The organism is Plesiomonas sp. ZOR0011 (assembly GCF_000800945.1).
In the GTDB taxonomy this organism is placed as follows: domain Bacteria; phylum Pseudomonadota; class Gammaproteobacteria; order Enterobacterales; family CAMTGL01; genus Plesiomonas; species Plesiomonas shigelloides.
Window position 1 is genome coordinate 1 of record NZ_JRKB01000049.1, and the last position, 12339, is coordinate 12339.

Here is a 12339-nt window from a genome sequence, read left to right on the forward strand (position 1 = left end):
GTGGCTGTAGCTCAGTTGGTAGAGTCCTGGATTGTGATTCCAGTTGTCGTGGGTTCGAGCCCCATCAGCCACCCCATTCTTCTCGCTTCCTTGCGAATCTCTTCTTTGTTTTTCCCTCTATAGCTTTACGATTCTTTGTGTTTCTTCGCGTTGTTTTTCTATCGCTGTTATATCCCTGCTATTTCTGTCTTCTGCCTTCTGCCTTCTGTCTTCTATCTTTAGCTGTGATCTGGCTAACGTTTTGCTGTTTTCACCGGCAGATAACGGGTTTTGCCACGGAAAAGCATCAGCAATCAGGCAGTTGCCGCGATAAAATATTGTCTGACAAAAAAATAAAAGCAGTGGGATCTCATGAAAAAACGAGTGCTTTCGGTGTTACTCAGTGCGCTAACGCTGGGGCAGGCTAATGTGGCGCATGCCGAACAAGAGGCGCAGATTAACCCGTGGTGGCCAAAGCCCGTTGCGGTGGCGCTGGCGGCGGCTAAGCAAGGGAATGTGGAAGCGCAGTTTGCGATAGCGGTGCGTTATGACGATGGTGTCGGCGTGGAGCAAGATGATGCGCAGGCGTTGTACTGGTATCAGCAAGCGGCGAACCAAGGTGAGCCGGTAGCGCAGTACAATGTGGGGATTTTCTACAGTGTGGGGCGCGCGGTGGCGCAAGATCCGGCGCAAGCTGTATTGTGGTATCAGAAGGCGGCGCAGCAGAATTTTGCGCTGGCGCAGTACAATCTGGGCAGTGCCTACGAAAACGGTTTGGGCGTTGCGCAAGATGATGACCTAGCGCGCAATTGGTACCAAAAAGCCGCCGAGCAAGGCAACGCGAAGGCTCAGAATAATTTAGCGCGCCTGTTTCAACAGGGGCGCGGGGTGCCGGTGAGTGCCAAAAAAGCCCTGTATTGGTATGAGAAAGCGGCGCAGCAGGGTGATGTGGTGGCGCAATGTAATGCGGGCGCGATGTATGCCAATGGGCAAGGGATCCGGCGCGACGATAAAAAGGCATTTGATTGGTATCGCCAAGCGGCTGAGCAAGGCGATGTGCAGGCGCAATATAACGTGGCGCTGTGGTATGCCGCCGGTCAAGGCGTTGCACAGGATAATGCGCAAGCTGTGTACTGGTATCAGCAAGCGGCACTGCAAAATGATGCCGATGCGCAGTATAGTTTGGCGTTGATGTATGCCAACGGTGAAGGCACGTCGACCGATTTTGTGCAGGCGTATGCGTGGTTATCGGTGGCGGGTGCTAATGGTTTGCAAGGGGCGCTGGCGACCCGCGAAGATGTGGAGTTAGAGATGACGCCAAGCCAGTTGGTGGATGCGCGCCGTCTGACGCAGCAATATTTGCTGCGCTTTGAAGCTAAAGCTTCGTAAGAGGCTAGGGCGGATCAGTATTGATTCGGCCTTTGCTGCGCTGGCTCATGGCGTTTTTAGCGGCAGACGCGATTTCTGCCGCTGTGTTTAGCCTGATACAGCAGACGGTCCGCCGCTGAGTACACTTTTTCAAAGCTATCATGTTTGCTGGTGGCGCGGGCAATCCCAAAGGATAACGTTAGCTGAATTGGGGTGCCGTTATAGTCAAATTGGCGCTGTTCGGCGCTCTCACGAATCTGTTCGGCTAATGCAAAGGCTTGATCGACAGTATGTTTTTTGAATAAAAAAGCAAACTCTTCTCCACCGACACGGGCTATCACACCTTGCTCGCCAATAATTTGCTGAAATAGCAAGGCAACCTCACGCAAAATAAAGTCTCCGCCATCATGGCCATAGGTGTCATTGATCTTTTTGAAAAAATCGATATCGGTCAGTACCACAATTGCGCTGTTGTGGATGTTAATTTTATCCCAGATACGCGCAATTTTGCGGCGGTTATACATACCGGTTAGTGGGTCAACTTCAGCGGATAAGATGGCGTCATTTTTACTGATATACAGCCGATACAGCAGGGTGACGGCAATCGCTTGGAAGATGAGATTAAAAATAAATCCATAGCCAAACAGTTGTGCGGCTTTTAAATGCGATTGGTTTTCGTGGGAGCGGATCTCGCCAATATAGTCATTATTTTTCTGCACTAGAGCGTAACTGAGATTATCGATTTTGCGCAGGTAATCGATACTGCGGAGAAAGTCTGTTTCGCTTTGCACCTGCTCGTTCAGGCCATCGAGATACAGGAGCCAGTTATCTTGCAGGCGGCGATAAATTTGGTGCTCTTCGGTGGATTCAATCAGCGGATAATAGTCAGTAATGGCGGTGCTGACGGCTTGTTGCTCTTTGCTGTTGCGGATCTGGGCAGACGGTTTTCCTTGCAGACGAAGATCTAACAAGGCGTAGCGTAATTCGTCGGTCGACATCATTAACGAGCCGGATAAATTTAAGGCGGGGATGGTTTTTTGCAACAGAGAGTCAATTTTAATTTTTAGGCTGTCGTTATCATTGAGTAGAGTGTGGCCAATAAGAAAATAAATCGTATTGGCCAGCAACACGATGGCCAATGCGCTGAGAAGAAATGATCTCTTTTTTCTTTTCACGGTAACCTCTCTGATATACCGCTGAGATCAGCGTTTATTTATATAATTATGCAACATAGTGTTTTTATAATGCGCAGCGTTAGACATTAACCAGTATCTGCTAATAACTATTAACCATAGTTAAACTAGCATAAGAATAATGCGGTATGTTGTTTATAAAACGGGCTTTACAATGGAATAAGCCAAGGTGTTTTAACCGCAGTGGTGTAATGCCAAATTATGGCGCATGATAAATGCCGCAATAGGGTATTTTAGGAGTATGCAGATGATTAATTCGACCACCCCTTCATTGGAAGGGCGCACTATTCGCTCTTATCACGGCGTTGTCACCGGAGAGGCGATTTTGGGGGCCAATTTCTTCAAGGATTTTTTAGCGGGGATCCGTGACATTGTCGGTGGCCGTTCTGGTGCGTATGAAGATGAACTGCGTAAAGCGCGCGAAATGGCGTTCGCCGATATGAATGCGCAGGCGGCAGAGTTAGGCGCCAATGCGGTGGTGGGCATCGATGTGGATTATGAAACCGTCGGTAAAGATGGTGGGATGTTGATGGTCAGTGTTACGGGAACGGCGGTACGGGTCGAGTGATCTCTTTTGTCAGGCACGCTTAGGTGTGCTTGTGCGGCGGGTTTGCCCCTAGGCGCGCGAAGCTGACTGGGGCGTTATTGTGATTTTGCGCGGTGTGTGGGTTTGGTGGTTAGCTATTGTGCGCTAATTTTTCCCTTTCCCTTTCCCTTTCCCTTTTTTCTGGCTTTTACGTCTTTTAGGTTTGTGCTGTTGCTGGCGGTATTACACGGTAAATCGCGGTTGCCAGTCATAAATGGAAATATCAGTAACGAATATGTATGCAATTTGTGTGGGGGCGGTTAGTATGCTGCTTGTGAGTATGCGCGGCTAAAAATAGCATTTAAATTCACTTTTGTTGCGTGACTACATGTCTATTACTGTGATTTCTTTTATCGGCCAGAAAATAGCACAGATCGCTCATTCGGCTTTAATTGATTGATTTTCAATTACATTTCATTTTCACCACCCTTTGTTTTGTGAACCTCATCACGCCACAAAATCCAAGGAAACATTTTGTTACATTAAGTTACTTGATGTCTTATACCTCATAAATAAATATGTATTCATAAATTGAGCGTAATTATTCAATTTATAATATGTTTCTCGACACCATTTGCGTTATTGGCCATAGCGGTCTGACGGTGGTGTAGAACCTGTAATGAAGACATTAATTGATGAGGATATGTGACATGACGATGAATATGAGTGTATTGGCTGCGGCAACGACCATGCTGCTGGCTGCGGCGGCTCCGGCCAGTGCGCAAAACGTTGAAGTGGTTCAACAGCAAGTTCAGTACAGCTGTGGGGTGTTTAATCCAAACCCAGTGAATGCGACTTATCACTATGCCGGTGATCAAGTGACTCAGGTGACTCTGCAGTATGCGGATCAAGAGCTGGTACTGCCGGTAAATCAAGCACAAGGCAAGACGCTGGTATTTAGCAGTGGTTAGCATCAGTGGACTGTGTCCAAGCCACACCCAGATCATCAGCAAACCCATCCGCTGAATGATGGTGAACTGGCACAGTTAAAGCCGCATGCCGCGAAAGGTCAGGTGTTTGCTGTGGCTAAGAAAATGGAATCTAACTGCTTTGCCGAGGTAATGTGATTGGTGACCGACGACCATCCCGACGAGCACTCTCCGCAACGGTGAGACGGATGGTGGTAACAGTGTCTGACACTGTGCTCAACAAAGCCGATTTCTCCCAATAAAAGCCGTCCTGTTTAGGGCGGCTTTCGTTTTTCTCTCTTCTGCTGCTTTTTCTATTCATCCCTTTCCTTTTCGTTGTGCTTTGCGTGTCTGTTGCCTAGGGTCTGGATCTGCGCCTTGCTGTGGCGAGAGAGCTGCCTGCCGTTGCCATGAATTTATGCGTATAATTTTCTTTTCTTTTTATGAGTACGTGAGCGATGGCTGAGGATTGCCGCGATCAAACCCGCTGGACGCGATGGACGTATGCCCGCGCACGCTATACGTTGCCCAATATGTTTTGGGAGTCGGCTCTGTTGGGAATGTTAGGTCTGCTTTGGGCGCTCAGCTTGCCGATTAGCGCGTTAGCCGCACCAGCCGTGCATCTCGGTGAGGGGGATAATCTGGCGCAACGCTTGTTGCCTCAATGGCAGCAGTTTAGTCAGCGCGCCGAGAGCCGTGCGACCACGGTGGTGACGCAGCAGACGTTGAATCAGTTTCCGCAGGGGCTGCTGCTAAGTGGTAGCCGGTATCCGATGACGTCAGAGTATGGTTGGTCGGCCTTGCGCGCGCTCTACCGTTTTAGTCGAGATTGTCCGCTTACCATTGATAATGCCTCGCCGGTGACGTTGCCTGCTGGGCTGGATAAGGCGTACCGCTTTGAGGCGGCGCTGTGTCAGGGCCAGCCTTTATCGACAGCGCAATTACGCCCCTTTTTGACTCAAGCGCCGCTACGTTATCCTGCCGGTGGCAGCTATGCGGATCGTTATCTGCGCTGGTTACAGGCGCGGGGGCTTGCGGCTCCCATGGCAACACTGCGGTCAGAGTATGCCAATTGGCTGAGTGTGGACGACAGCGCGCATCCGTTGCATCAGGCGTTGGCGGCATTAGCGCCAGCGCAGCGCGATACGCTACTCAGTGGCGATAGCTGGGCGCTGGATAGTGCCGAGCGTTTGTGGCTGAGCAGCCCGGTTGGGCTTAAGCGACTTGAGCGCGCGCAGTGGCAGGCGTTGGCGCATCAAGCGGGGATTACGCTGGTGGCGCGCGATAGCGTGGCGCAGTGTCCGCTGCCGGTGGGGGCGCTGTGTGTGCAGCCTGCTCCCGCGCGCTTTAATCGTGGTTGGTTACTGTGGGGCGCGTTGGCGCTGTGTGCCTTGTGGGTGGCGCGTTTATTGTGGTTACGGCGGCGGGCCGCGCAGGAGCGCCGCTTTGTGCTGCAATTATTAACGCACGAACTGCGCACTCCGGTGGCGAGTTTAGCGCTCGCATTCGAGACGTTACGCGATGAGTATGCCGCGTTGTCTCCGGCGGGCCAGCTGGCGTTGGGGCGTGCGTTAGGTGATGGGGCGCGCTTGGCGCGTTTGACGCAAACCAGTCGCGAGTTTTTAAGCTTATCCGGCCGGGCGCGTTGGCCAACGCAGACAGTGCTGCTGGACGAGTGGCTGGAAGGCGTGACCGAGAAATACACCGATTTGCTGACTGTCGATGTTGACTCGGCGGCGATTGAGTCTCAGCCGGTGACAGTACCAGCTTATTGGCTGGCCTTGTGTTTGGATAACTTGATCCGCAATGCTCTGCAGCATGGCCGTGCACCGATCACCTTGCGGGTGCAATTATCAGCGCAGCGTTTGTCGTTGACGGTGGAAGATGCGGGTGAGGGAGCGTCGCGTGCTATTTCGAGTGCAACCACATCGCACGAATCAGGCATGGGGATTGGTCTATTTTTGGTGCGGCGCATGATGCAACGCGCCGGCGGACGATTGCGCGTACAGCGCCGTCCAACCCGCTATACCTTGGAGTTACCACGATGAGTCGGATATTGCTGGTGGAAGATGATGTTCCGCTGGGCGAAGGGGTGGCGGCCTGTTTGCAACAAGATGGGCTGGAGGTGAGCTGGGTGCGTCGCTGCGCAGATGTAGCGGAGTGCTGGATGCGTGCCGACTTGGTGGTGCTGGATCGCCAATTGCCCGAAGGCGATAGTTTGCAGTGGTTGCCGGATTGGCTGTCGCTCAAGGCGCTGCCGGTGATCGTGCTTACTGCGCGCACCGAGGTGGAAGACAGGATCGCGGGTTTGCAAGCCGGGGCGCGCGATTATGTGCTCAAACCGTTTGTCGCTGCTGAACTGCTGGCGCGCGTTCGTGCTCAGTTGCGTCCGGTCGGCGAAGTGTTGCTGCAATATCGGGTTGGCCCGCAGCAGCTGACGGTGAGTCTGGCTCGTCAGCAAGCATGGCTTGATGGCGAGGAAGTGGCATTAAAACCCAAAGAGTTCAGCTTGTTGGCGCTGCTGCTGCGCGGGTGTGGGCGCGTGTTTCATCGTGATGAACTGCTGAATCTGGTGTGGGGGTATGAGGCCTTTCCGTCGACCCGCACGGTCGATAACCATATTTTGAATTTACGCCGCAAATTGCCGCTATTGCACATTGATACCGTCCGCGGCATGGGCTATCGCCTGAATCCCGCAGATGCACAGGAGAGATGATGAGAATCCGACAAACTTTTCGGTCACCGGTGATGACTGGGCTGCTGTTGGCTGGCGTGCTCGGCAGCAGCGTGAATGCTCGTGCCGACAGTGGCTTTGCCGGTAGCTGGTTTGCTGCGAGCGCTTTGACGCCGGCCTATCAAGCCTTGGCCGCTGGCGATAGTGCGCTGGCGTGGCAGTATTTGCTGTCGGCGGTGCGCGCGCAGTCGGTACCGGTCAGTGCTTGGCAGCCGTTGTATCAGGCTATTTTGGAAGAAAGTGAGTGTGGCCGTTTGTTGCCATCGGTGACGGACAGTCCGGCCAGCTTATCGTTACAGCAGCGTAGCAGCGGGGAGCATCAAGCATTTCAGGTGCGTTGGAGCAGCGCTGCCGATCAGGCTATGCAGCTGGAAGGGGCATCGACAACCGTTCGTTTGACGCCGGACGCGGCAGCGGTGAGCGCGGCTAATCACGCCAAGCAAGAGGCTGAGGACATCGAGTTAGAAAGCGCTGAGCTTTCCGCACCACTGCCTTCTGGCGTATATCAGATCACGCGCTCGGTTCTATCATCGAACCCATCGGAGCCGCAAGTCGCCACGGCGCCAAGTGCGGGGCCAAGCGTGGGGACAGAGTCGATTTTGCTAACCCCATGGCCGCAGCAGCGCTGGGTGCAGTTGGACGGGCAGGGTAATCGACTGCAACTGACGCCGCCAGTGACGGTACGCAGCTGTCCGGCGGTCTCGTTGCAGTGGCAGTGGTTTGATGCAGAATATCGTTTGCTCGGTGCGCCGTGGCCGATCCGGTTAAATGCGCAGGGCGCGGCGCAATTGCCAGAGACGATCCCCGCCAAGGCGGTGTGGCTGAGTGCGGTGGTGACGCAGACCCGCTATCAAGGACAACTGCGCATTGCTGAGCAGCAGCGGCTGACCTTACCGCTACGCTGGGTGCGCAGCGCGCAAGGGGAGCAGTAAGACAGCAACATGTTGCACGCGATGAGTAACGCGAGCGTGCATTGATGACGTTGCGATGACAATTGGCCGGTTGGTATGCGCTGTAATACGGTGGTATCGCCTACTACAAGGAATATCGTCATGTTGTCTATCTCTTTGCGCAGTTTGTTTGGCGCAGGTTCGCTGTTGGTATCGACCAGAAAAATACCGTCGCGCTTAGTTTTGCGACTTTTATTTTTGCGTCCTTCAGCTTGGCGTACCGCGGCGTTGCTGATAAGTGGCGTGTTAGCAGCGCAGCCGCTGTATGCGCAGCCTATCCTACCCGCTATCAGTTTGCCGGCAACCGGTGGTCAGTATCTGATTGAACCTCAGACCTTGGCGATTAGCTGGCTACCAGATGCGGCAGGGCAAGATGCGCCTGTCGCATATCCGGTGAGTGATGGGGGCGAAAAGCGCGCGGTCAGCGCGTTGCAGGTACAAGCGACACGGGCGCAGTGGCAGTGGCCACAGGCGGTAGTCGAGGCGCGCAGTGAAGATGGTGATGTGCGATTGACGGTGCGCGCGCGTTCGCTAGAGGGCGCCCCCATAACACTGCGCTGGTTTAGCCTCGCACCGCAGGTCAGTGAGCTGGCATTGCCGTTTAGTGAAGGGATGCGGGTGCCGGTTACCGATCGGCGCTGGGCGACGTTTTTGCAGCAATCTTACGATGGCAGCAATACCACTCAAGATTTGAAACTCCCGTTTTGGACGTTGCGCTTAAGTTTGGCTAATTTAAGTGCTGCCAATATAGGTGTGGCGAATACGGCCGCTACGGCAACAACTTCAACTCACGCTACCACAACGAGTGCAAACGCTGCGCCCTATACCAGTCTGATTTTACTCACGCCGTTTGATAATCAGTTGGCGTTTGCTACCCGTCAAAATGGCAACGTGGCGATGCAAGCTGAGCATCGTTTTGACCCGCTTAGTCCGGCCCCCGAGCTGACGGTTTTGCTGCATACCGGCAATGATTGGCTGTCTGGTGCGCGCCGTTATCGGCAGTGGCGGCAAGAGGTTGGTCTGCGCGAGCCGTTAAGTGCCAAGATTGCCGCTAACCCCGAGGTGGCCAAATTAATCGGTGCCTCGCACGTCTACCTGTTTGGCCGCGATCTGATTGATGTGGATGATGTGACCAACTGGCCTGCGTTAGCCACCTTTTTGCTCAGTGATCCGCAATTAGCCCGTCATCTTGATGCCGCGACACGACGTGAGCTGACGCCGCTAGCTAGCGCAAAAGAGCCGGCCAATCGCTATACGCGCCGGGTGTTGGTCGAGGCGCTTAATCAGGCATTGAATGCGCAGTTTCCGGTGTCATTACCGCGCGCGGAAGGTGCGCAGAGTATCGCGGCACAATTTCAGGCGGCGCAGCAACGGCGTGCCTATCTGCGCCAGCACGCCAGTGCTTGGTTGCTGGCCGATAATCTGTGGGGCAGCGGATTGAGTCAGGGCATGCTGACCGCGTTGCAACAAGCCGGATTAACTCATCTGTGGTTAGGGTTAGATAACTGGATGCCGGCGTTTTATCAGCCGCAGGTGGTTGAGGCGGGGCGGGCGGCAGGGTATGTGTTGGCCAGTTATGACTCGTATGGTACGGCCATTCCGGCGGGGGTTAATGACAGCTGGTTGAGCGCGCAGATCCCCGATGCATGGCGTCAACGCTGCGGCATTATCCAAGCTGACGGTCAGCCGCTACCTGGTTTTCGTGGTAAAGGCAGTTATTTGAATCCGGGCTGTATCCGTCCGTATGCCGAGGCGCGGGTGCAGGCGCTGATGCAGACTGGCAAGTTTAATAGCCTGTTTATGGATGTCGATGCCGCTGGTATGGCGCTGAATGATTACCGTTCACGCAGCGCTCTCGCGTCAAAACAGAAGACAAAAGACAAGTCACAAGAACAGTCAAAACCAAACGCCCAGCCGCCGTTGGATCAGCATGCCAGTGTGATGGCGGCAGATTTTAACGCGCGTTTGCAATGGCTCGCGGCGCAAGGCTGGGTGACTGGCTCGGAAGACGGCAATGCGGTGACGGCACGTGGCTTGGCCTTTGCTCATGGTCTGGAGACGGTCGGGTTTGGCTGGGGCGATCCGGAGATGACCAAAAATCGTCAGTCGCCGTATTTTCTCGGTGCGTGGTATCCGCATAATCAGCCAGACTTTTTCTTTCGTCCGGCACAGGTTAAAGCGCCGTATCAGCAGCTGTTGTTTGCGCCGCAATACCGATTACCGCTGTATCAAGCGGTGTTTCATGACGAGATCATCAGCAGCCACCACTGGCACAGCGACAGCCTGAAGTTCAGTGATGTGCAAGGCTGGCGTGATATCACCGCGATGCTCTACAACACACCGCCGATGGTGCACTTAAATCGCAATACGGCGAAAGCCGGTAGTGCGCGGATTAAGGCGCTGCAACATTATCAGCACGCCTTTTTACCGTTGCACCGCCAACTGTGGGATAAGCAACTGGAGCAGTTACGCTGGTTGACCGCCGATGGGCTAGTTCAGCAAACACGTTTCAGTGATGGTTCGTTGATTACCGCCAATTTTAGTCAGCAAGCGCAGCAGGTAGCGGGCAACACCTTGCCGCCACTCAGTGTACTGGCGCAGTTGGCCTCTGGTGAGCAAATTCGCTGGCAGTCGCAGGCGGTAAACGTCAAATCGCAGTAACACCGCATTATCGTGCGCAGAATGAATTGCCGTTAGAAAAACGGTATTGGTGTTGCCAATCTGTGCCCACGATAAAAACGCAATAGCCGCCCAAACACAGGCCAATACATACCTGTTTGGCGGCTATTTATCGAGCAATATGCTAGTTATCTGATTATGAGTGGGGATAACGTTGGTTTATCGTCCTGTTTATATTGTTTTTTATTGTGACTATGTGAAACAAGAGGAATAAACTACCGGCGTGTATTTCTGCCTTACCTCGATGTTATTCGTATACGGCAGCGAGAGATAAATGCGTTTTTTCTCGGGTTTGCCAATTTCGACTTCGCTAATTTCGTCTTTCGACAAGTTAAGGCAGAAAGCTGCCCGCGCGATTAGCGCGGCGGTAAGCACAGGCAGTGCCGTCTGTTGAACACGGCGCTCTCATAGTAATGAATAATTTGCAGTATTGACCTGCAAGGCTATTTCGAGTGTAACATGCCCTGGTTAACCCTTTCTGTTTGTACCCTTTTCCTGTTGTGCTGCTGGCTGTTAATCAAACTGCAGGCCGCAGAGTGTAAATTATCCCGTCTGGTATTAATCGGTTTGGTATTGGGTGTCGCCATTGGTGCCGGCATGCAGTATTTCTTTGGCGCCGATGATCCGCAGGTCGTGCTGGCGTTGAGCTGGCTGAAAATTGTCGGTGGCGGCTACATCAGCTTGCTGAAGTTGGTGATGATGCCGCTGATTGCCATTTCCATCTTGTCGGCCATTAATAAGCTGGAAAATGCCCGTTCGCTGGGGCGGATCAGCGCGGTGGTGATTGCGGCAATGCTGGTGTTGGTGATGATCGCCGGTTTTGTCGGCGTGCTGACGACCTCGCTTGGCGGTTTGACCGCGCAAGGGCTGCTCAGCCACGGCGTGCTAAATAGCGCTGAGCTGCAAAGCAGCGCCGCAGAAGTGCAGAATTTGAGTCTGCCACAATTGTTGTTATCGCTGATCCCCACCAATGTGTTTGCCGATCTGGCCGGTAGCCGTTCACTGTCAGTGATTGGGGTGGTGATTTTCTCGGTACTGGCTGGGGTGGCGTTGTTGCAACTGCGTCATGATAAGCCGGAGGCAGGCGCACTGATCGGTAAAGGCATTGATGCCGTGCAGCTGTGGGTGATGAAGATGGTTCGCACCGTGATTGCCCTGACTCCGTATGGGGTGATGGCGCTGATGATCAACGTGGTGGCGCATTACCGTCTGCAAGATATTTTGAGCCTGCTGAGTTTTATCGGTTTGTGTTACGCCGCGATGCTGCTGATGTTTGTGGTGCACATGCTGATTTTGTTGCTGTTGGGAAAAAATCCGCTGCATTATCTGCAAAATGTTTGGTCAGTGCTGACTTTTGCCTTTATCTCTCGCAGTAGCGCCGCGTCGATTCCGCTCAGTATCGAAGCGCAAAAACGTATGGGGATCCCAGACAGTATTGCTAACTTTGCCGCGTCGTTTGGTGCCAACATGGGGCAAAACGGCTGCGCGGGCATTTATCCGGCGATGATGGTGGCGATGATTGCGCCAACTTTGGGGATTAACCCGCTCGATCCGGCATTTTTAGCCACGTTGCTACCGGCGATTGCGCTGGGCTCGATTGGCGTGGCCGGTGTTGGCGGCGGCGGTACCTTTGCGGCCTTGATTGTGCTGTCGGCGCTGAACTTCCCGATTGCGCTGGTGGGGGTGTTAATGGCGATCGAGCCGTTGGTGGACATGGGGCGGACGGCGCTCAATGTGAATGGGTCGATCATAGCGGCAACCATTGCCAATCGGGTGCTGAATATCGAGCCATCCACGCCGCAGCAGGCCGAGTCCTTGTCGCAATAACTTTTGTCGTAATAACCTTTGTGGCAATAATCCTTGTGGCCAAAAGGTATGCTGAATCGCATGGCTAAATACATGCGCTAAAGATAAAAAAACGCCGCTGTCGGGCGTTCTGACT

The 12339-nt window shown here is 53.6% G+C and carries 10 protein-coding genes and 1 tRNA gene; 10 read left to right on the forward strand and 1 reads right to left on the reverse strand.

What is annotated here, in order from left to right; translation table 11 throughout:
* A tRNA-His gene (locus L975_RS08900) sits at positions 1–76 on the forward strand.
* Positions 77–351: 275 nt separating this feature from the next.
* Positions 352–1368, forward strand: a complete 1017-nt coding sequence (locus tag L975_RS08905; protein WP_047708203.1) for a tetratricopeptide repeat protein — start codon at positions 352–354, stop codon at positions 1366–1368.
* Between the two features lie 56 nt (positions 1369–1424).
* Here L975_RS08905 and L975_RS17250 read toward each other — a convergent pair whose 3' ends face one another.
* Entirely contained in the window at positions 1425–2522 is a 1098-nt protein-coding gene (locus L975_RS17250) for a GGDEF domain-containing protein (protein WP_156121150.1), read from the reverse strand.
* 265 nt (positions 2523–2787) lie between these two features.
* Between L975_RS17250 and L975_RS08915 the strand changes: the two genes are divergently transcribed.
* The 8 genes from L975_RS08915 to L975_RS08945 all read left to right on the forward strand — a co-directional run bounded on the left by L975_RS08915 (position 2788) and on the right by L975_RS08945 (position 12224).
* Complete coding sequence (locus tag L975_RS08915; RefSeq protein WP_010862098.1) at positions 2788–3108, forward strand: heavy metal-binding domain-containing protein; 321 nt, start codon at positions 2788–2790, stop codon at positions 3106–3108.
* A 668-nt stretch (positions 3109–3776) separates the two neighbouring features.
* Positions 3777–4037 carry a hypothetical protein gene (locus L975_RS08920; protein ID WP_047708205.1) on the forward strand — a complete coding sequence of 87 codons (261 nt, stop codon included), beginning with the start codon at positions 3777–3779 and terminating at the stop codon, positions 4035–4037.
* Between the two features lie 12 nt (positions 4038–4049).
* The gene (locus tag L975_RS18125; RefSeq protein ID WP_156121152.1) at positions 4050–4193 is read left to right on the forward strand and encodes a hypothetical protein; all 144 of its coding nucleotides are present in this window, start codon (positions 4050–4052) and stop codon (positions 4191–4193) included.
* 299 nt (positions 4194–4492) lie between these two features.
* The gene (locus L975_RS17255) at positions 4493–6082 is read left to right on the forward strand and encodes a DUF3404 domain-containing protein (protein WP_052181364.1); all 1590 of its coding nucleotides are present in this window, start codon (positions 4493–4495) and stop codon (positions 6080–6082) included.
* Positions 6079–6750 (forward strand): response regulator transcription factor, encoded by a 672-nt coding sequence (locus L975_RS08930; protein WP_047708209.1) that lies wholly within the window; start codon positions 6079–6081, stop codon positions 6748–6750. The genes L975_RS17255 and L975_RS08930 overlap by 4 nt, the downstream gene beginning before the upstream one ends.
* Positions 6750–7700 (forward strand): DUF2861 family protein, encoded by a 951-nt coding sequence (locus tag L975_RS08935; protein WP_047708211.1) that lies wholly within the window; start codon positions 6750–6752, stop codon positions 7698–7700. The genes L975_RS08930 and L975_RS08935 overlap by 1 nt, the downstream gene beginning before the upstream one ends.
* 120 nt (positions 7701–7820) lie before the next feature.
* Positions 7821–10379 carry a glycoside hydrolase gene (locus L975_RS08940; RefSeq protein WP_052181365.1) on the forward strand — a complete coding sequence of 853 codons (2559 nt, stop codon included), beginning with the start codon at positions 7821–7823 and terminating at the stop codon, positions 10377–10379.
* A 477-nt stretch (positions 10380–10856) separates the two neighbouring features.
* Positions 10857–12224: a cation:dicarboxylate symporter family transporter gene (locus tag L975_RS08945; RefSeq protein ID WP_047708212.1), complete on the forward strand. Its 1368-nt coding sequence runs from the start codon at positions 10857–10859 to the stop codon at positions 12222–12224.
* Positions 12225–12339: the final 115 nt, after the last annotated feature.

What these genes read in the sequence shown, in the direction of transcription:
- L975_RS08905 (WP_047708203.1), top strand. Translation starts at nt 352, where the DNA reads ATGAAAAAACGAGTGCTTTCGGTGTTACTCAGTGCGCTAACGCTGGGG.
- L975_RS08915 (WP_010862098.1), top strand. Translation starts at nt 2,788, where the DNA reads ATGATTAATTCGACCACCCCTTCATTGGAAGGGCGCACTATTCGCTCT.
- L975_RS08920 (WP_047708205.1), top strand. Translation starts at nt 3,777, where the DNA reads ATGACGATGAATATGAGTGTATTGGCTGCGGCAACGACCATGCTGCTG.
- L975_RS17255 (WP_052181364.1), top strand. Translation starts at nt 4,493, where the DNA reads ATGGCTGAGGATTGCCGCGATCAAACCCGCTGGACGCGATGGACGTAT.
- L975_RS08930 (WP_047708209.1), top strand. Translation starts at nt 6,079, where the DNA reads ATGAGTCGGATATTGCTGGTGGAAGATGATGTTCCGCTGGGCGAAGGG.
- L975_RS08935 (WP_047708211.1), top strand. Translation starts at nt 6,750, where the DNA reads ATGAGAATCCGACAAACTTTTCGGTCACCGGTGATGACTGGGCTGCTG.
- L975_RS08940 (WP_052181365.1), top strand. Translation starts at nt 7,821, where the DNA reads ATGTTGTCTATCTCTTTGCGCAGTTTGTTTGGCGCAGGTTCGCTGTTG.
- L975_RS08945 (WP_047708212.1), top strand. Translation starts at nt 10,857, where the DNA reads ATGCCCTGGTTAACCCTTTCTGTTTGTACCCTTTTCCTGTTGTGCTGC.